This is a genomic window from Kitasatospora sp. NBC_01287, from assembly GCF_026340565.1.
Classification (GTDB): Bacteria; Actinomycetota; Actinomycetes; order Streptomycetales; family Streptomycetaceae; genus Kitasatospora.
The window spans coordinates 8,239,869-8,257,978 of the sequence record NZ_JAPEPB010000001.1; the positions used below are offsets into that span (position 1 = coordinate 8,239,869).

The following is an 18,110-nucleotide window of genomic DNA, read 5'->3' on the forward strand; positions in this document are numbered from 1 at the left end:
CCGGCGCGGGCCGCCGGCGCAGGCCGGACCGGCCCACGTACTCCCCGCGTGGTACGCCCACCGCCGCCGCCCGCACGACGCGCCGTCGCACCCCCGCGCGGGACGCTCAAGGGGACGGGCCCGGTGCCACCCGGGCCGCACCCGAGGAGATGGATCCCGATGGACGCGATGAACGCGACGACCGCGACGGCCCTGCTGGCCGACGACCACTGGCACGGCGGCCCGTGGTTCCTGTTCTTCCCGCTGCTCTGGTTCGCCTTCCTGGCCTTCGTCTTCGTGACGCTGCGCCGCACCGCCTGGCGCCGCGGCCGCTTCGGCCCCACGGGACCTGCCGGCCGCTTCGGTGCCGCCGGGCCCACGGGGCGCACCGGCCCCTGGTCCCACGGCGGTCCGCAGGCCGCCTCGCAGTCCTCGCCGCTGACGCTGCTGGCGGAGCGGTTCGCCCGGGGCGAGATCGACGAGGACGAGTACTGGGCGCGCCGGGCCACCCTGAACGCCGGGGAGGAGGAGCGGGGCGGCAGCCGGTAGTCGGTGCCGCACTGGTGCGCAACGGAGTTGACCGGTTGTCAGCGACGCATTGACGCCCCTGCCGCGCGACCCTACGGTGGGGACGGAAAGTTTGAGCACTCGCTCAAAACTGGTGGGCGGCGCGTGCGCCGCCCACCGGCCGCCGGACCGGAGGAGCAACCGATGAGCCCTGCCCCCAGCGCCGCTCCCGGCCCCGTCACGGCGTTCCCGGTCCCGGTCCCGGTCCCGCCCGCGCGCCGGACGGCCGTGCTGCTCGCCGGTGCGGCGGTCGGCTGGGGGCTGGTGCTGCTGGCGCTGGCCCGCTGGTTGCCGATCGTGACGGTACAGAGTCCTCCGGTGTTCGCGACCGCCGCCCCGACAGCGGCCCCGACAGCCGCCCTGACCGGGGCAGTTGGCCCGTCCGACCCGGCGTCCCAGGTCTTCGTCACGGAGCCGCGGGTCAGCCTGGTCGCGCAGAGCGGCTACGGCGTCCTGCTGCTGGTGCTGCTGCCGCTGCTGGCGGCCCTGGTGGTCGGCCTGCTCGTCCGGACCGGCGCCGCCGAGCGCTCCAGGGCGGCGGCCCGGACGGCGTGGGCGCTCGCGGTGCTCGTGGTGCTGGCCGGGGTCGCCGGGTTCGTCACGTTCCTGATCGGCGGCGCGGTGGTGCCGATGGGCGTCCTGCTCGTCGGCGCCTGCATCTGCGTGGCTCCGCCGTCGGGTCGCCGCGGGTACGGGCCGGGAGCCTTCGCGGCCCCGCTCGGGTAGCGGCCGCGCGGGCGGCGGTGCACTCGATAAGCGGAACCTATGACTCTCAAAATGATTACTTTCCGTTACAATGATGTTCATGGAAACACTGGATGTCGACCGGTCCGACGCCGCCTACCGAGCTTGGCTCAAGGAGGCCGTCCGCCGGGTGCAGGCCGACGCCAACCGCTCGGCCGACACCCACCTGCTGCGCTTCCCCCTCCCCGCGGCGTGGGGCATCGACCTCTACCTCAAGGACGAGTCCACGCACCCCACCGGGAGCCTCAAGCACCGGCTGGCCCGCTCGCTCTTCCTGTACGGGCTGTGCAACGGGTGGATCCGGCCGGACAAGCCGGTGATCGAGGCCTCCAGTGGTTCCACGGCCGTCTCCGAGGCGTACTTCGCCAAGCTGATCGGCGTCCCGTTCATCGCGGTGATGGCCAGGACGACCAGTCGCGCCAAGATCGACCTGATCGAGTTCCACGGCGGCAGCTGCCACCTGGTGGACGACCCGTGCGAGGTCTACGAGACCTCGGCCAGGCTGGCGGCCGAGACCGGCGGGCACTACATGGACCAGTTCACCTACGCCGAGCGGGCCACCGACTGGCGCGGCAACAACAACATCGCCGAGTCGGTCTTCGCCCAGCTGAGCCTGGAGCCGCACCCCGAGCCGGCCTGGATCGTGGCGACGGCGGGCACCGGCGGCACCTCGGCGACCATCGCGCGCTACGTGCGCTACCAGCAGTACGACACCCGGATATGCGTGGCCGACCCGGAGAACTCCTGCTTCTTCGAGGGGTGGGTCGAGCGCGACCCGGCGGCGGTCTGCGAGCGCGGCTCGCGGATCGAGGGGATCGGGCGGCCTCGGATGGAGCCGAGCTTCGTGCCCGGCGCGATCGACCGGATGATGAAGGTTCCTGACGCGGCGTCGATCGCCGCGATCCGGGTGCTGGAGCGGGTGCTCGGCAAGCGGGCCGGCGCCTCCAGCGGGACCGGGTTGTGGAGCGCGCTCAAGATCGTCGCCGAGATGCGCGAGCGCGGTGAGCGCGGCAGCGTGGTCACCCTGATCTGCGACCCGGGCGACCGCTACCTGGACAAGTACTACGCCGACTCCTGGCTCACGGCCCAGGGCCTGGACATCGCTCCGTACCAGCGCTCGCTGGAGGCCTTCCTCCGCGCGGACGACCAGGAACCGTCCGGCTTCTGACCGAGCGGCCTCCGCGTCGGCCGCCACCTCGCCGCCACCCGGGCCCCGCCGTACTCCCGTGCCGTCGCTACCCCCGTGCCGCTGCTACCCCTGTGCCCCGGACGGTGCCAGCAGCAGCTCCCGCACGTGCTCGCGGGCCGCGTCGGCGGCCTCGCCGGGCAGCGCGGCGTCGGTGACCCAGGTGTCCACCTCGGCGAGCTCGGCGAAGGTGGACAGGCCGACCACGCCCCACTTGGTGTGGTCGGCCACCGCCACCACGCGGCGGGCCGAGGCCACGAAGTTCCGGTTGGTCTCGGCCTCGGCCAGGTTCGGGGTGGACAGGCCTGCCTCGGGGGAGAGGCCGTGGGTGCCCAGGAAGAGCAGGTCGAAGTGGAGCGAGCGGATCGCGCGGTCCGCCACCGGGCCGACCAGGGAGTCCGAGGGGGTGCGCACCCCGCCGGTCAGCACCACCGTGGTGCCGGCCCCCTCTCCCTGGCGCTGGGCACGCTCGAAGACGTCCGCGACCCGGACCGAGTTGGTCACCACGGTCAGCGATCCGATCAACACCAGGTGCTGGGCCAGCGCGAAGGTGGTGGTGCCGCCGGAGAGGGCGATGGCGCTGCCGGGGGTGACCAGGGCGGCGGCCGCCCGCGCGATCTCCTCCTTGGCGGAGAGCTCCAGCGCCGACTTCGCCTCGAAGCCCGGCTCATGGGTGCGCGCCTCCTCCACCGGCACCGCGCCGCCGTGCACCTTCTCGATCGCGCCGACCTTGGCGAGCGCGTCGAGGTCCCGTCGGATCGTCATGTCCGACACGTTCAGCCGACGGGTCAGCTCGTTGACCCGCACACCGCCGCGCCGCCGTACCTCGTCCAGGATCAGCGCCCGGCGCTGCTCGGCGAGCAGGTTGCTGTTGTCGGCCACGTACGTTACCCCGCCTTTCGGTGATCCGTTCTTATAGTCATCCTGCCACGTCGGGCTAGCCGGGTGGGAGCGGGAGGTCAGCGGGAACCAGGAGTTGGAGGTCCTCGGTGGAGGGGTCGGGCAGGTGGGCCACCCGCATCGCGTGCCGCTCGATCATTGTCTCGAAGACCTGGCGGGCGGTGCGGCCGTTGCCGAAGCTGGGGCCGCGGTGCAGGGTGGCGAAGTGGCCGAGCAGCGCGTCCTCGGTGGCCGCGGCGAGCTGGTACTCGTGCTCCACGGCCTGGGTGCGGGCGATCGCCAGCAGTTCGGCGTCGGTGTAGTCGGGGAACGCGACGGTGCGTGAGAAGCGGGACGAGACACCGGGGTTGGAACCGAGGAAGCGCTCCATCTCGGCGGTGTAGCCGGCCACGATCACCACCACCTCGTCGCGGTGGTCCTCCATCAGCTTGACCAGGGTGTCGATCGCCTCGCGGCCGAAGTCGCGGGCGCCGTCCTCGGGGGAGAGCGTGTAGGCCTCGTCGATGAACAGCACCCCGCCCCTGGCCTGGTCGAAGGCGGCCTGGGTGCGGATCGCGGTGGAGCCGATGTGCTCGCCGACCAGGTCCACCCGGGCCACCTCCACCAGGTGCCCGCGCTGCAGCACCCCGAGGGCGGCCAGGATCTCGCCGTAGAGCCGGGCCACCGTGGTCTTGCCGGTGCCGGGGGCGCCGGTGAAGACCAGGTGCCGGCGGAGCGAGGGCGCCTTCAGCCCGGCCTGCCGGCGGCGCCGGCCCACCGAGATCAGGTCGATCAGGGTGCGCACCTCCTGCTTCACCGTGGCCAGCCCGATCAGCGAGTCCAGCTCGGCCAGCGCCTCCTCCGCCGGGCGGCAGTCCGGGATCGGGGAGATCTGCGGTGGGGCGGTGAGCGCGCCGGCCGTGGTCAGCTGCGCGGTGCGCGGTCCCGGTACCGTCTCCGGCTGCGCGGGCGCGCTCGGCGCCTGCGCGGGGGCCGGGGGCTTGGCCGGGGCGGCCGCGCTCGCGCCCGGCACGTCGTCCGAGGTGCAGGCCTCGACCACCGGGCCCGGCTCGGAGAACTCGAAGCCGGCCCGCCCGTTCTGCTCGGCCCGGCAGCGGGTCAGCGCGGTGCGGCAGCCGTCGATCACGTGGAAGCCGAAGCCCTTGCCCTGCACCGCCCGGCAGTCCTCGAAGCTGCCCCGCCCCTGCGCCGAGACGTACACCGCCGCCTCGGTGCTGCCGCGCACCACGCAGTCGCGCAGCACCGGGTCGGCGCCCTTGGTGACGATCACGCCGGTGGCCACGTCGGAGATCTCACACTCCGTCAGCAGCCCGCCGCTGCCGTGGTCGCGGAACCAGAGGCCGGTGCCCGCCTCGCGCACCTTGCAGCGCTCCAGCGCCACGCTCGCCCCCGAGCTGACCGAGACCGCCGAACTGCGGATCGCGCTGAACGAGGTGTCCGTGGCGGTGGCCCGGGAGTCCCGGTCCAGCACGAAGAGCGCGTCCGGCAGGTTCTGCAGGGTGCAGTCGGTCAGCGCCAGCTGAGCGCCGTCGCTGATCCAGATCGCCGGGTAGTCGCCGGTGCTGTCCTCGATCAGGCAGCCGGTCGCCACGGCCGTGGTGCCGGTGTCCCAGACCGAGAGCGCGCCGCGTCCGAAGGCCCTGATCGTGCTGCGCTCCAGCGTCAGGACGGCGCGGTCGCGCAGGTCGGCGGCGTTCTCCGGCAGGTCGTGCAGCCGGCAGTCGAGCAGCCGCAGCTCGGCCTCGGTGTCCAGGGTCAGGCCGTTGCCGGTGACCCGGTGCACCTCGCAGTCGGTCAGCCGGCCCACCGCCTTGGCCTCGGCCTGCACGCCGCTGCCCTTGATCTCGTACAGTTCGCAGCCGGTCAGTTCGGCCAGGGTGCCGGCGTCGGTCAGCAGCACGCCGGCGCCGACCGCGTTGTGCAGCCGGCAACGTTTCAGCACGGCGGTCGATCCCTCCAGCACCGCCAGCGCCGCCTGCCCGGCCTGGGTGACCTCGCACTCGTCGATCCGCGCGGTGGCCGCGCCGCGCAGCCGTAGTCCCAGGCCCGAGGGGTTGCTGACGGTGCATCCGGTCAGCTGCGCCCGCGCCTGGTCGGCCACCTCGACGCCGACCGCCGAGTGGGTGTCCACCCGGACCCCGATCAGGGTGGCGGCCGCCTCGGGGCCGGCGATCCGGACGGCCGCGGCCGAGCTGTTGAAGCCCTCGACCACCAGGTCGCGCACGGTGGCGGCGGCGGTCACGGTGAGCGGCACCCCCGTGGGCGGGTCGATCCGCACGGTGCCCGGGCCCTCGGCGGGCAGCACGGTGACCGCCTTGTCGAGCAGCACGTTCTCGCGGAACACCCCCGGGCGCACCGTGACGGTGTCACCGGGCTCGGCGGCGGCCAGCGCCTCGGCCAGTGTCTGGTACTCCCCGGCACGGCGGCGCCAGCGCGAGCCGCTGTCCTGCGTGACCCGGACCCTGTGCTCACTCATGACGGTGCCCACTCATGACGCTGTGCCGTCCCGCCTTCCGCTGATCGTGCCGTTGGCTCACCGTAGCGTGCTCACCTGGGCCCCCAGCTGCTAAGCGGCTGGGAGCCGCTCGCCCCGGGCGAGCACGCTGACCTGGTCACCCAACCGGAGGGTGCCGAGCTCCGAGGCGGTCACCTGGTCGGGGCGCTCGGGTATCAGGTTGACGCCGAAGGCGGACTTCTTGTCGAAGCGGCGGCGCTTGGCCAGGGTGCGCAGCGGCTCCTGGCCCATCCGCTCGCCGGTCTCCTGGTCGGTGGTGGTGACGATGCAGCGCCCGCACAGCTTGACGGCCCGGAACGTCAGCCCGCCGACCCGCACCCGCCGCCAGCCGTCCTCCTCCCAGGGCTCGGTGCCCTCGATCACCAGGTTGGCGCGGAACCGCTCCTTGGGGACGCCCGGCTGCCCGCCGTCGGTCAGCCACCCGTTCAGGGCGGCCAGCGAGGAGGTGGTGATCGCCAGCAGCGGGAACCCGTCCGCCATGCTGACCGTCTCGCCCGGGGCGCTGAACGCGGGGGCGACCTGGCGGGCCAGCGGGTCGGCCAGGTGCAGCAGGCGCACCTCGCCCAGCTCGTGCGGGCCCAGCCGCTCGGCGAACCAGAGCTGGGCCTTCGGGTCGGCCTCGACGGCGGCGAACCGGGTGCCGAAGACGTCGCCCTCGGTCGCGGTGGCACCCTGCCCGGACCCGGGGGCGGGGACCTGCAGCTCGTCACCCTCGGGGGAGGTGACCCGCAGCGCTCCGTCGGCGGCCGAGGCCACCCGGTACCGGGCCAGTTCGGGCAGGTCGCGCTGGGTGACGGCCAGGCCGGAGGGGCGCGCGAGCATCCAGCGCCGGTCCCCGCGCAGCCCCCACGGCTCCACGGCGGCGGTTTCGAGGTCCTGCCGGTACATCGACTTGACGGGATATCGGTGCAGGCCGGAAAGGAGTGGCATACGACCATCCTGCCAGGTCGCCGGGACGCTCCCGACCGGCTCGGGCGCCACCGGCCGGGAGCCCGGTGGTGGGGGTGGACGCACGCGGGCCGCCCGGTGCGCCGATGTCCTCGGTGCGCCGGGCGGCCCGTGGCTGACCCCCCTGTGGTTACTGCTCCGGTCGGTCGACCGGTTTCCTCACGATCAGTAGGCCTGCCCCTGGTAGGGCTGGCCGGGCTGCTGCGGCTGGCCCGGCTGCTGCTGGCTGAACTGCTGCTGCCCGAAGGGCTGCTGGCCGAACGAGGGCTGCCCGAACTGCTGCTGGCCGAACTGCTGCTGCTGACCGGTCGGCTGCTGGCTCGCGTAGGCCTGCGGCTGCTGCTGGGCCGGGTTCTGCTGCCCCGGGAACTGCTGCCCCGGCTGCTGGAAGAACTGCTGCGGCGGCATCGGCCGCACCGGGGCCACCGGCGCGGGTGCCATCGGACCGGTCGGTCTGAAGGCGCCGGGCTGCTGGTCCCAGGCCTGCTGCGCGGCCGGCTGCGGGTAGCCCGGCGGCATCGGCGCGGCCGGGATCCGCGGACCGGGCACGTACGGCTGGCCGGCGTAGCCGGTGCCGGGCGGCGGGGTCTGGAAACCGGGGCTGCTGGGGCCCGGGCCGAGTGCGAGGCGGGCCGGCGGCAGCGCGGGCAGCAGGCTCGTGGACTCCAGGGCCGAGCCGCCGTAGCCGCCCGCCGGGACGGGCGCCGGGGGGAGTGCGGCGGGCACATTGATCGGCGCGATCTGCGGGACTCCGCGCTCTGCGACCAAGCTGTCGTAGATGGGCGTGCCCGACGAGAAGGACGGAGGGTAGTAGCCGACTCCGTCGTAGGAGCGGGGCGAGGTCATGGGGCATACCGTAAGCCCAGAATGCGCCCCTGAGGAGACTGGGAGGGGTGGCAGTTCGACTGTTTACGCAGTCTTCGCCAACCCAAACCTGGCGAATGATCAGAGATCGGACATTTTGCGAATGATTTCCGGTCAAACTTGGTCATGAGAAATGGATGAGCCCCCTCGCGCCGGGGGGCTCACTCCGGCGCACGCGACATCCGCGTCCGTCCGGCCGGGAGGCCTCTGATCAGCCGCGCTGCATCGCCTGGACCGGGAAGCCCGGCTGCACGGCCAGCTCGGCGGTGCAGAACGCGCAACGCGAGGCGGCGGCCGGAATCCTGCTCAGGCACTGCGGGCAGTCCGTCTTGGCCGGCTCGGCCGCCTTGGGCGCCTCGAAACGCGCGTGCACCTTGCCGATCGGGAGCACCACGCCGAAGTAGATCACCGCCGCGACCAGCACGAAGCTGATCACCGCGTTCAGGAAGCCGCCGTACGGGAAGGCCACCCCGGCGACCTCGAAGCTCTCCTTGGTGAAGTCGCCGACCGCCCCCATGGCGACCCCGACCAGCGGCGTCAGGAACGCCGTGACGAACCCGGTGACCACGGCGGTGAAGGCCGCCCCGATGACGATACCGACGGCCAGGTCGACGACGTTTCCGCGCAGCAGGAAGCTGCGAAAGCCCTTGAACACGGCTCTGACTCCAGGAGGATCACGCGGGGCGACGGCTCGGCCCGCTGGCGGACCCACATCCTGGTCGGGCCGGGGTGCCCGGGTCCATTCGCGATCACCCGTTCCGCCCAATGGTGATACCGAAGTTGACGACGCATCAGATCGTCCGTGTGCGCCCGTGCCGCGGCTCGCGAGGCGGGCGCGGTGCAAGCGGACGGGTGTGCGAGCAGTGGCGTGCGGCGCCGCGCTGTTGACCGGAGCCGGCGGCTGGTGGTGCCGCCCGCCGTCCCGCCGGTGAAAACACCTGTCGCCCCGCCGTGGGCGGGCGCATACTGATCCGCGCGGCGCGTGCCGGCCGACCGGACCCACGGGGGCCCGGGGGTGGTGCGCCGCCCGAGGGGATGGGCGAGTTCTCGATGCCTGGCGTGATCGTCGCGTTGGTGGTGCTCGGGGTGGCCTTCCTGGCCACCAGCATGCGGGTGGTGCAGCAGTACGAGCGTGGGGTGGTGTTCCGTCTCGGCCGGGTGCGCGGCAAGGTGCGCGAGCCCGGACTGACGCTGCTGATACCGCTGGTCGACCGGATGCGCAAGGTCAATGTCCAGGTGATCACCATGCCGGTGCCCGCCCAGGAGGGCATCACCAAGGACAACGTCACCGTCCGGGTGGACGCGGTGCTCTACTTCCGGGTGATCGAGCCGGTGCGCGCCACGGTGGACGTGCAGAACTACTCCTTCGCGATGCTGCAGGTCGCGCAGACCTCGCTGCGCTCGATCATCGGCAAGAGCGAGCTGGACGACCTGCTGTCGGGGCGCGAGCAACTGCACCGGGGCCTGGAGCTGATGCTGGAGAGCCCGGCGGTCGGCTGGGGCGTGCACATCGACCGGGTGGAGATCAAGGACGTCGCGCTGCCCGACTCGATGAAGCGCTCGATGGCCCGCCAGGCCGAGGCCGACCGCGAGCGGCGGGCCCGGATCATCACCGCCGACGGTGAGTTCCAGGCCGCCGCCAAGCTGGCGGAGGCGGCGCACAAGATGTCCGAGACGCCGGCCGCGATGCAGCTGCGGCTGCTGCAGACCGTGGTGGAGGTGGCGGCGGAGAAGAACTCGACGCTGGTGCTGCCTTTCCCGGTGGAGCTGCTGCGGTTCTTCGAGAGCGCGGCGGGTGCCGCCGCCGCGCACACCCCCGCGGCGCCGCAGGCCGCGCCGGCCGAGCGGGCCGGGCGGGCTGAAGCGCCGGCCGAGGTGGCGGCGGCGCAGGCCGCTCCCGCGCTGGCGGCCGCACCGGCTGCGGTCCTGGCGGCGGACGTCCCCGCGCCGGTCGCCATCGAGGAGCTTCCGGAGTAACCGCACTCGCTCGATCGGGCGAACCCGCGCGGTGCAACTGGCCCGCGCGGCAGGCGGACTGGCACGGTGGCGGGCATGAAGCCCGTCATCCGCGCCGCCGTCCTGCTGGTCTCCGTCACCTGTGCGCTCGGCACCGCCGTGCCCGTCTGCGGTGCGGCGCCGGCCGAGCAGGCGTCGTACGTGAGCCTGCGTCACCCGCAGCCGGTGGGCGAGGCGGCCAAGCGCGAGGTGGTCGAGGTCTTCTGGTACGGCTGCCAGCACTCCCAGCTGCTGGAGGGCCCCCTGGAGGAGTGGGCCGCCCGCCGGCCCGCCGATGTGGTGCTGCGCCGGCTGCCCGCCGTCTGGCCCGGCGACTCGGACCAGACGGCCCAGCGGGCGCACGCCCGGCTCTACTTCACACTGGAGCAGCTCGGCGAGGTGGACCGGCTGCAGCGCGCCGTCTTCCACGCCGTGCGCGACGAGGGCCTGGATCTGACCACCGAGGCGGCCGCCGCCGACTGGGCGGTGGCCCAGCAGGTGGACCGCGAGAGGTTCACCGCCGCCTACGAGTCCGACCGGGTCCGCCAGGAGGTGGCCCAGGCGCCGGACGACCTGGCCCGCTACGAGGTCACCGAGCTGCCGAGCGCGGTGGTCCAGGGCCGCTACCTCACCTCGCCCACCCGCGCGGGCGGGGTGGACGCGGTGCCGCGGGTGCTGGACCAGCTGCTGGAGCAGGTGCGCTCGGAGCGTGCCGCATCCGCCGCCCCCACCACCTGAAGCCGTTCCCGGCGGTCCCGGCGGTCTCAGCGGTCAGTAGGTGCGGCCCTTCCAGGCGGCCCCGCGCCCCCGGTAGTGCTGGACGGCCGAGTCCACCGTCATCAGCAGGTACAGCAGCGCGGTGAGCGGCAGCAGCAGGGCGGCGGGGGCGGGCCGGTCGTAGTAGCGGGTCATGGGCAGATAGGTCGCCGTCATCACCGCCCACGCCGCCGCGCCGCCGCCCGCGAGCAGCCAGTGGCCCGAGGCGGCCCCCAGCACGGCGGCGACGGGCGGCAGCAGGTAGATCAGCGCCAGCCCCAGCACCGTGCCCAGCAGCAGGGGCAGCGAGTGCCGCAACTGGGCGTACGCGCTGCGCGAGACCATCCGCCACAGCGGGCCGAGCCCCGGGTACGGGCGCACGCTCAGCACGGCCAGCGCCTCGGTCCGCTCGGCCAGGCCCAGCCAGGTGCGCCCGCCGGTCCGCTTGACGGCGCGGGCCAGCGACACGTCGTCGATCACCGCGCCCCGGATCGCGGCCACCCCGCCGGCCCGCTCCAGCGCCGCCCGGCGCACCAGGGAGCAGCCCCCGGCCGCCGCCGCCGTCCTTCCGCCGGGCCGGTTGCTCCAGCGGAAGGGGTAGAGCTGGGCGAAGAAGTAGACGAAGGCCGGCACGATCAGCCGTTCCCAGCCGGTCTCGGTGCGCAGCCGGGCCATCTGCGAGACCAGGTCGAGCCGCTCCGCCTGCGCGCCGGCCACCAGCGCGGCCAGCGTCTGCGGGCCGTGCGCGATGTCGGCGTCGGTGAGCAGCAGCAGTTCCACGTCCCCGCTCTCGCCGGCCAGCTCGACGCCGTGCCGCACCGCCCAGAGCTTGCCGGTCCAGCCGGCCGGCAGCGCGGGCGGGGTGGTGACGGTGAGCGGCAGGCCGTCCGGGAACCGCGCGGCGAGCGCGCGGGCGGTCTCGGCCGTGCCGTCCGAGCTGTGGTCGTCCACCAGGATCACCCTGGCCCGTCCGAGGTACTTCTGCCCCAGCAGCCCCGGCAGGCTCAGCGGCAGCACCGCCGCCTCGTCCCGGGCCGGCACCACGATGGCCACCTCGGGCCACCTGTCCGGATCGGGGCGGTGCGGCGGGAGTCGCACATCCGTGCGCCAGAACAGCCCTTGGCCGCAGGCCAGCCAGAGCCAGCAGAGCAGCGACAGTCCGGTCAGCCCGGTGATCCACGGCAGCAGCGTCACGGTCGCAGTCTGCCGCAGCGGTACCGCCTAGGCGCTCAGCACGGCCGGATCGGCTAGGGTCATATGTCGTGAAGATCGCACTGATTGACTCCGGAATCGGCCTGCTCCCGGCGGCCGCCGCCCTTCGGACCCTGCGTCCGGATGTCGATCTGGTGCTCTCCAGCGATCCCGAGAGCATGCCCTGGGGTCCGCGCACGCCCGCCGACCTCACCGAGCACGCGCTCGCCTGCGCGCGGGCCGCCGCTGCGTTGCGCCCGGACGCGCTGGTGGTCGCCTGCAACACCGCCTCGGTGCACGCCCTGGCCACGCTGCGCGCCGAGTTGGAGCCGGAGCTGCTGGTGATCGGCACCGTCCCGGCGATCAAGCCGGCCGCCCGAGCGGGCGGCAAGGTGGCGATCTGGGCCACCCCGGCCACCACCGGCAGTGCCTACCAGCGCGGACTGATCGCCGAGTTCGGCGGCGAGGCGGAGGTCACCGAGGTCGGCTGCCCGGGCCTGGCCGACGCGGTGGAGCACGCCGACGAGGCCGCCCAGTACGAGGCGATCGCCGCGGCCGCCGCGCTCACCCCGCCCGGCACCACGGCCGTGGTGCTCGGCTGCACCCACTACGAGCTGGTCGCCGAGCCGATCCGCGCCGCCATCGCCGCGACCGCCCACCCCGACCTGGCCCTGTACGGCTCCGCCGACGCCGTCGCCGCCCAGGCCCTGCGCCGCCTGCCGGCCGAGGCGCTTGCCCGCAGCGGCGGCGCCACCCTGACCGTCCTGCACGCCGGCGAGGTCAGCCCGCTCCCGTCCGCCGCGATCCGCTACCCGCAGGGGCGCGCCCTGCGCCGGCAGGGCTTCCGCCGGGGCGCGGAGCTCGGCGCCCGGTAGCTCCCCGGTACCACCCCCAGCACGCCGCCGCCTCCGCGCTACACCCCCCGCCAGCGGTGCACCGCCGGATGGAGCCCGGAGAGCACCGCCTCGAACTGGGCGCCGTCGCACCCCGCCTCGACCGCCAGCCGGCTCACCCGCAGCGGTTCGCGGGGCAGCCGGGGGCTGAGGCGGTCGTCGTTCACGAAGGCGGTGGGGTAGCCGAGGTCGGTCAGCAGCCCGGCGGCGCGCGGGTCGTGGTGGCCGCCGGGATAGGCGAAGGCGGTGGGGGCGGCGCCCAGCCACTCGGTCAGGGCCTGGTGGGCGGTGCGGATCTCGGCGTGCACGGTGGCGTCGTCGCAGCGCCGCAGGTCGGCGTCGCCGAGGGTCTGGTTGCCGATCACCACCTGAGCGGCCGTCAGCCGCCGCAGCTGCTCCGGAGTCAGCCGCTCACGGCGCGGCGGGCGGACGGGCGAGTTGACCCGCAACTCGTGCAGGCTCCGGCGGCGGTCCGGGTCGGGCAGCGTGGCGAGCTGGGCCAGCCGGGCGGCCAGGCCGTCGGCGGTGACGGCGCGCGCGTGGCCGCCGTTGGCGAGCAGGAAAGCGGCCTCCTGCCGCCAGGACGGGCGGTCGGTGCCGATCAGCTCGGTGACCACGAAGGCCACCGCCGGCAGCCCGCGGGCCGTCAGGGCGGGCAGCGCGTGGTCCAGCACGCCGCGGTCGGCGTCGTCGAAGGTGATCAGCACACTGCGCGGCGGCAGCGGTCGGCCCTCGCGCACCGCCTGCTCCAGGGCGCGCAGCGAGACCGGCACCGCGACGCGGCAGAGCCGGTCCAGCTGGGCGCCGAAGACGTGCCGGTCGGTCACCCGGCGAAAGGCCAGCACCACCAGGCGGCGCGCCGCGTGGGCGCGGAAGAGCGGCTGGGCGGGGGAGTGGCGCAGCCACTGCACCAGCCGGTCGGCGCCGGCCGGCTGGGGCGCGTCGGGCGCGCCGAACCGGCGGGCGCCGTACTCCCGCGCCCGCTCGCGCTCCCGCGACCTGGAGCCCGGTGTCTCGTAGTCCTCCGTCTCGCAGCCCGCTGTCCCGAGCTCCTGCGGCCCGCCGTTCGCTGTCCCGACGTGCGGTGTCCCGACGTGCGGTGTCCCGACGTGCGGTGTCCCGACGTGCGGTGTCCCGACGTGCGGTGTCCTGAAGCCCGGTGTCCTGGTATCCGGTCGCGGCACGGTGCCCCCAAGGCATGGCCGGGCGGACCCGGCAAGAAATCGCTCAACGTCATACGGACTCTCACGTCCCGCGGATGGTTGTACGCGATGGGGCCGACAGTGCGAGCGATCTGCCGCCGCCCCGCGACCGCCCCGCGCGGGCCGCGGGGAACCCCACATGTGGGGCAGTGAGGCCGTCCGGCGCTCCGGGCGAGCCGGGCGCAGCCGATCGGACATGTTCCGTACATCTTCCATCGCGCAGTGTTCACCTGATCGACCATCGAGGCAGCCGCCGCCGGCATCCGGCCCGCTCAGACCTTGCCCTGCCGGAACGTCTCCTCCGCGGCGTCCACCACCGCCGCCAGGTCGCCGCCCGCCGAGGCGGTCAGTACGGCGGCCACCGCGCCCTCCACGAAGGGCGCGTCGGCGAACCGCACCGGGAACGGCAGCCCGTGCTCGTCCGCCGCCGCCAGCACCGCCAGCACCGTCTGGACGGCGGACGGCAGGTCGGCCAGCACCGCGACCCCGTGCCCCTGGTCCACCCGCCGGGCGGCCGCCGCGAGCAGCAGGGCGCTGCTGCCCAGGCCGTCGCCGGGGTGGCCGCCGGTGGCCGCCACGGCGGCCGGATCCTCCGTCTGCGCCATCGCCCGGGCCAGGTCCGCGGTGTCCTGCGCCAGGTCCCGACTGTGCGAGACCAGTACCACGCCCACCCGGCCGAGTGCGGCCGAGCGGATAGGCGCCTGGCCCGGCACCCGGGCGGCCGACGGGGCCTCCCTGATCGGGATGACATCCGCTCCGCTCCCGCCCCGCGGGCTGATCTGCCCCATCGGCCGCTCCCAAGCTCTCCTGCCCGTGCTCCTGCCACTCGCTGCCCACTCTCGCAAACCCGGCCCGCCGTGCCCGTCCCGCCGCGCCGGAGCGGCCCCGCGCCGGCCTCGCGGCGGACCTGACGGAGTGCTGGCCCCGCGGGCCCGGCGGGAATTGTCAGACACGGCCTAGCACGAAGCCCCCGCGCCCGCTGCCCGCTCCGCTCCGGCTCCCCCCGACCGGAGGAGTCCTGGCGCAGGCGGCTCCGGAGGCTCCCCGGACGGATACGCTGGCCGGGCTGAAGGATCTTCGGGAGGAGTAGGACCAGTGTCAACCGAGACCAGCGCCGACCAGAGCGCCCAGGGCCGGGCCGCCGTTCCCCCGGCGCGCAAGCCCACGTTGGACACCACGGGGGCCGAGTGGCTCTCCGCCAAGCAGGAGGACGGCTCGCCCGGCGACGTGCAGATCGCCTTCGTGGACGGCTACATCGCGATGCGCGACGGGCGCTTCCCGGACGGGCCGGTGCTGGTGTTCACCCCGGAGGAGTGGCGGGCCTTCGTGCTCGGCGCCCAGGACGGGGAGTTCGACCTGACCTGAGGTCAGCTCGAGCGTCGCACAGGGACGGCCCAGGGCCGCCGGTTCTCGTGATCGGCGGCCTTCGGCGTCCGTGCCCCCCGCGTCCGATCGAGGCGGCGCGCTACGCGCTCCCCGCCGCCCGCAGGGGCGCGGGCCCGTCGGCGCGCCCGCGCAACAGGCAGGCGCCGTGCCGACCGCCCCCACGCGGTCGTGCACGGCGCCTGCTGTGCGGCCCGGTTCGCGAAACCGGGCTCCCTCCGGCTGTCCCCGACGCCGGTCCGCGAAGACCGGCGCCGCCGGGAGGCTGACGGCGGGGCCAGTGGCCCAGGCCGCCGGTGCCCGGGATCCGAACGCCCCCACGCGTCGGTGTCCCAGGCGTGGTTCGCGGGCGCGACGGAGTCGGGGAACCCACGAACCAGGCTTTGGGTGTGAAAGATGGCGAAGCTGAAAAGGTTGCACTGATCAACGAGCTGTGGTGGTGCGAGGCCGCAGTCGCTGTACGGCCCGTGCCAAGGGAGGCAGGGGTGGATGGGCGCACGCGAATGCGCCACAGCAGGCCACCCCCACGTGGAGCGGGTCCACAGCAGCTGCCGTACATCGCGACCGTAGCCCGGACGGTTGCTCAGCGTCAACATTCGTCTCGGAGCGTGGAGCTCGCGGCTCCGTGAACGCTTGGCGAACGCGCCTCGGCGGCGCCCCGTGCCGACGCGCGCCCCCGGGCACGTACGATGGCGACATGTCATTCCTCCGCCGACGCTCCGGCACCCCCGCGGGCCCGGACTTCGACGTCCTCGCGATGGATCCGGGCGACTGGCCCGGCCTCTTCGGCGCCGCGGTGATGACCGGCCCGGACGGCTCCTGCCAGGGGATCTTCCTGCGCTACGACCTGTTCGGCGGTCGCGGCCCGGCGATGTTCATCGGCAACCTGCCGGACGGATCGCCGGCCCGCGATCCTGAGGACGGCGTGCCGTTCGAGATCAGACAACTGCTCGCGGCGCTGGAGCTGGACGAGCCGGTGGACTTCGTCTCGGCCGAGGACTTCCCGGTCATGCTCGGCGACGACCTGCTGATCGTGAAGAAGGTCAAGGTCTCCGAGGAGCGCGTCTTCTGCGCCCAGTTCGACCGCAGCGACCAGGTCCAGGTCACCATCGCCAGTTGGGACCGGCCGATCGCGGACGACCTCTACCAGCTGCTCAAGCCGCTGCCGGCCGACCTGTTCCAGCAGGGCTGACCGGGAGCGCGGGCGGCCGACCGCGCCCGCTCGACCGCTGTTCGAGCGTTGCTTGACGATTTCGATCAACACTTCGTACAGTCACCAGCATGTCGTCCCGCCGCCCGCTGCTGACCAGTCGCAGCTACCTGGACCTGCGGCGGACCGCCAGCGCCCTCTGTCGCTAGTGCCGCGTCAGGCAACCTTCGCCCCGTCGCGCAAAAGTTGCCTGACGCGGCACCAGGGCCTGCCCGGACCGCGCGGGGCGCCGACCCGGCTCCCGAGCGTCCGATCGGCGAGGACGGCCGTGCTGCCCCATGCCAGAGCGGCCGTGCCCCGCGTTCCCGCACGCTCCCACCGCCGTGCAGCCGACGCCGGCTGCCGAGCCCCCACGCCGGCCGCCCGGAGGCAGCAGCGCCATGACCACTCGCACCGACCGTTCGTCAGCGGACCGCCCCGCGGCCGACCACTCAGCAACCGATCGCTCAGCAGTGGGTCGCTCAGCAGCCGATCACCCGGCAGCCGATCACGCGGCAGCCGATCACGCGGCGCCCGGCCGCTCGACGGGCGCCCGGTCAGCAGCGGACCGTTCGTCAACTGCCGAACCCGGTAAGGAGACGGACACCCCATCGGCGCTGGCCGAGGCGATGGCCAAACTGCCCCGGGTGGTGGACCTGCTGGCCGCCAGAGCCGAGGAGCACGACCGGGACGCGACCTTCCCGTACCAGGGGATCGAGGCGGTGCACGAGGCCGGCCTGCTCACCCTGACGGTGGGTCGGCGCTTCGGTGGCCCGGCCGGCGGCCTCGCGGACACCGTCCGGGTACTGGCCGAACTGGGCCGGGGCGACGCCTCGGTGGCCCTGGTCGCAGCCCAGACCCTGCTGCTGCACGCCGAGCAGGACCGCGTCGGCAGCTGGCCGGCCGCCGCCTACCGCCGGGTGCTGGCCGAGTCCCGGCGCGGCCCGGCGCTGGTCAGCACGCTCGACGTCGAACCGGGGGAGCCCGCGCTGCCGCTGGCCCGCCGGGACGGGACCGGCTGGCTGCTGACCGGCCGCCGCAGCGGCTGCACCGGCGCCGAGGCGCTGGCCTGGCTGGCGGTGCGGGCGGTCACCGATGAGCCCGAGCCGCGCACCGGCCTCTTCCTGGTCCGCGGCGAGAGCGCGGGGGTCGAGGTCGACCCGGTCTGGGACCAGCTCGGTCTGCGCGCCAGCGCCGGACATGACGTGGTGTTCAGTGAGGTCGCGGTGCCGGCCGAGGCGGCGGTCGGGCTGCGCCGGCTCGACGCCGGGCCGGACCCGGCGGCCGCGTCGAACACCGCCTGGCGGGACCTGGCCCTCGCGGCCGTGCAGCTCGGTGTGGGCCGCGCGGCCCGGGACTGGCTGGTCCGGTTCCTGAGTCAGAGGACACCGGCCAACCTCGGTGAGCCGCTCGGCACCCTGCCGCGGTACCAGCTCGGGCTGGGCGAGATGGAGAGCGCGCTGGTCGGGGCGGAGGAGCTGGTGCTGGGCCTGGCCGGCCGGATCGACGCGGGAGAGAGCGGCGCGGCGGCGCGGACCGGCGCGGCCCAGCTGCTGGCCACCCGCGCGGTGGTCGACGCGGTGCAGCGGGCGGTGGCGCTCACCGGGGGCCCGGGGCTGAGCCGGCGCCACCCGCTGGAGCGCTACCTGCGCGACGCGCTCAGCTGCCGGGTGCACGCGCGCTGCGAGGAGCAGGTGCTGACCGAGGCGGGCCGGGCGGCGCTGGCTCCGCCGCCGCGCCCGCGTGGTGGCGGCTGACCGGGCGTCAGCCGCCGGGGCGACGGCGCCAGGGCCCGCAC

Annotated in this window: 17 protein-coding genes; 9 read left to right on the plus strand and 8 right to left on the minus strand. The window is 74.4% G+C overall.

The features are described from left to right. Window positions 1-159: 159 nt before the first annotated feature. The 3 genes from OG455_RS35225 to OG455_RS35235 all read left to right on the plus strand — a co-directional run bounded on the left by OG455_RS35225 (window position 160) and on the right by OG455_RS35235 (window position 2,458). The gene (locus tag OG455_RS35225) at window positions 160-528 is read left to right on the plus strand and encodes an SHOCT domain-containing protein (protein WP_323185626.1); all 369 of its coding nucleotides are present in this window, start codon (window positions 160-162) and stop codon (window positions 526-528) included. A gap of 162 nt (window positions 529-690) precedes the next feature. After that, on the plus strand, window positions 691-1,272 hold the full coding sequence (locus OG455_RS35230) for a hypothetical protein (protein ID WP_266300343.1): 582 nt from the start codon (window positions 691-693) through the stop codon (window positions 1,270-1,272). 79 nt (window positions 1,273-1,351) lie between these two features. Further along, window positions 1,352-2,458, plus strand: coding sequence for a PLP-dependent cysteine synthase family protein (locus OG455_RS35235; RefSeq protein ID WP_266300344.1), 1,107 nt, complete (start codon window positions 1,352-1,354; stop codon window positions 2,456-2,458). Window positions 2,459-2,542: 84 nt separating this feature from the next. On the opposite strand, the gene OG455_RS35240 is transcribed toward OG455_RS35235, so the two are convergent. The 5 genes from OG455_RS35240 to mscL form a co-directional block, all read right to left on the minus strand. Continuing rightward, window positions 2,543-3,358: a DeoR/GlpR family DNA-binding transcription regulator gene (locus OG455_RS35240; RefSeq protein ID WP_266300345.1), complete on the minus strand. Its 816-nt coding sequence runs from the start codon at window positions 3,356-3,358 to the stop codon at window positions 2,543-2,545. Between the two features lie 55 nt (window positions 3,359-3,413). Beyond that, window positions 3,414-5,852, minus strand: a complete 2,439-nt coding sequence (locus OG455_RS35245; protein WP_266300346.1) for a right-handed parallel beta-helix repeat-containing protein — start codon at window positions 5,850-5,852, stop codon at window positions 3,414-3,416. A 90-nt stretch (window positions 5,853-5,942) separates the two neighbouring features. Next, a complete protein-coding gene (locus tag OG455_RS35250) occupies window positions 5,943-6,821 on the minus strand; it encodes an MOSC domain-containing protein (protein WP_266300347.1) in 879 nt (292 codons plus the stop codon). 183 nt (window positions 6,822-7,004) lie between these two features. Continuing rightward, window positions 7,005-7,685 carry a DUF6643 family protein gene (locus tag OG455_RS35255; RefSeq protein WP_266300348.1) on the minus strand — a complete coding sequence of 227 codons (681 nt, stop codon included), beginning with the start codon at window positions 7,683-7,685 and terminating at the stop codon, window positions 7,005-7,007. A gap of 229 nt (window positions 7,686-7,914) precedes the next feature. Then, window positions 7,915-8,358 carry a large conductance mechanosensitive channel protein MscL gene (gene mscL / locus OG455_RS35260; RefSeq protein ID WP_266300349.1) on the minus strand — a complete coding sequence of 148 codons (444 nt, stop codon included), beginning with the start codon at window positions 8,356-8,358 and terminating at the stop codon, window positions 7,915-7,917. A 395-nt stretch (window positions 8,359-8,753) separates the two neighbouring features. Between mscL and OG455_RS35265 the strand changes: the two genes are divergently transcribed. After that, window positions 8,754-9,680 (plus strand): slipin family protein, encoded by a 927-nt coding sequence (locus OG455_RS35265; protein WP_266300350.1) that lies wholly within the window; start codon window positions 8,754-8,756, stop codon window positions 9,678-9,680. Window positions 9,681-9,755: 75 nt separating this feature from the next. Continuing rightward, window positions 9,756-10,436 carry a thiol:disulfide interchange protein DsbA/DsbL gene (locus OG455_RS35270; protein ID WP_266300351.1) on the plus strand — a complete coding sequence of 227 codons (681 nt, stop codon included), beginning with the start codon at window positions 9,756-9,758 and terminating at the stop codon, window positions 10,434-10,436. Between the two features lie 33 nt (window positions 10,437-10,469). On the opposite strand, the gene OG455_RS35275 is transcribed toward OG455_RS35270, so the two are convergent. Then, a complete protein-coding gene (locus OG455_RS35275; RefSeq protein WP_266300352.1) occupies window positions 10,470-11,648 on the minus strand; it encodes a glycosyltransferase in 1,179 nt (392 codons plus the stop codon). A 68-nt stretch (window positions 11,649-11,716) separates the two neighbouring features. Between OG455_RS35275 and OG455_RS35280 the strand changes: the two genes are divergently transcribed. Beyond that, window positions 11,717-12,520, plus strand: coding sequence for a glutamate racemase (locus tag OG455_RS35280; RefSeq protein WP_266300353.1), 804 nt, complete (start codon window positions 11,717-11,719; stop codon window positions 12,518-12,520). 38 nt (window positions 12,521-12,558) lie between these two features. Here the strand turns inward: OG455_RS35280 and OG455_RS35285 are convergent, their stop codons facing one another. Together OG455_RS35285 and OG455_RS35290 are read right to left on the minus strand one after the other, a co-directional pair. Beyond that, window positions 12,559-13,722, minus strand: a complete 1,164-nt coding sequence (locus OG455_RS35285) for a polysaccharide deacetylase family protein (RefSeq protein ID WP_266300354.1) — start codon at window positions 13,720-13,722, stop codon at window positions 12,559-12,561. Window positions 13,723-14,012: 290 nt separating this feature from the next. Beyond that, window positions 14,013-14,528 (minus strand): PTS-dependent dihydroxyacetone kinase phosphotransferase subunit DhaM, encoded by a 516-nt coding sequence (locus OG455_RS35290; RefSeq protein WP_266300355.1) that lies wholly within the window; start codon window positions 14,526-14,528, stop codon window positions 14,013-14,015. A gap of 379 nt (window positions 14,529-14,907) precedes the next feature. Between OG455_RS35290 and OG455_RS35295 the strand changes: the two genes are divergently transcribed. From OG455_RS35295 to OG455_RS35305, 3 genes are all read left to right on the plus strand, one after another. Next, a complete protein-coding gene (locus tag OG455_RS35295; protein ID WP_221521773.1) occupies window positions 14,908-15,105 on the plus strand; it encodes a DUF397 domain-containing protein in 198 nt (65 codons plus the stop codon). A 715-nt stretch (window positions 15,106-15,820) separates the two neighbouring features. Beyond that, window positions 15,821-16,315, plus strand: coding sequence for a hypothetical protein (locus OG455_RS35300; RefSeq protein ID WP_266300356.1), 495 nt, complete (start codon window positions 15,821-15,823; stop codon window positions 16,313-16,315). Between the two features lie 626 nt (window positions 16,316-16,941). Continuing rightward, complete coding sequence (locus tag OG455_RS35305; protein ID WP_266300357.1) at window positions 16,942-18,069, plus strand: acyl-CoA dehydrogenase family protein; 1,128 nt, start codon at window positions 16,942-16,944, stop codon at window positions 18,067-18,069. Window positions 18,070-18,110 lie beyond the last annotated feature (41 nt).

Bases quoted from the DNA above. Each gene is read 5' to 3' on its own strand.
- OG455_RS35270 (WP_266300351.1), top strand. From the start codon at position 9,756: ATGAAGCCCGTCATCCGCGCCGCCGTCCTGCTGGTCTCCGTCACCTGT.
- OG455_RS35235 (WP_266300344.1), top strand. From the start codon at position 1,352: ATGGAAACACTGGATGTCGACCGGTCCGACGCCGCCTACCGAGCTTGG.
- OG455_RS35230 (WP_266300343.1), top strand. From the start codon at position 691: ATGAGCCCTGCCCCCAGCGCCGCTCCCGGCCCCGTCACGGCGTTCCCG.
- OG455_RS35250 (WP_266300347.1), bottom strand. From the start codon at position 6,821: ATGCCACTCCTTTCCGGCCTGCACCGATATCCCGTCAAGTCGATGTAC.
- OG455_RS35265 (WP_266300350.1), top strand. From the start codon at position 8,754: ATGCCTGGCGTGATCGTCGCGTTGGTGGTGCTCGGGGTGGCCTTCCTG.
- OG455_RS35245 (WP_266300346.1), bottom strand. From the start codon at position 5,852: ATGAGTGAGCACAGGGTCCGGGTCACGCAGGACAGCGGCTCGCGCTGG.
- OG455_RS35290 (WP_266300355.1), bottom strand. From the start codon at position 14,528: ATGGGGCAGATCAGCCCGCGGGGCGGGAGCGGAGCGGATGTCATCCCG.
- OG455_RS35225 (WP_323185626.1), top strand. From the start codon at position 160: ATGGACGCGATGAACGCGACGACCGCGACGGCCCTGCTGGCCGACGAC.
- OG455_RS35305 (WP_266300357.1), top strand. From the start codon at position 16,942: ATGGCCAAACTGCCCCGGGTGGTGGACCTGCTGGCCGCCAGAGCCGAG.
- OG455_RS35300 (WP_266300356.1), top strand. From the start codon at position 15,821: ATGTCATTCCTCCGCCGACGCTCCGGCACCCCCGCGGGCCCGGACTTC.
- OG455_RS35255 (WP_266300348.1), bottom strand. From the start codon at position 7,685: ATGACCTCGCCCCGCTCCTACGACGGAGTCGGCTACTACCCTCCGTCC.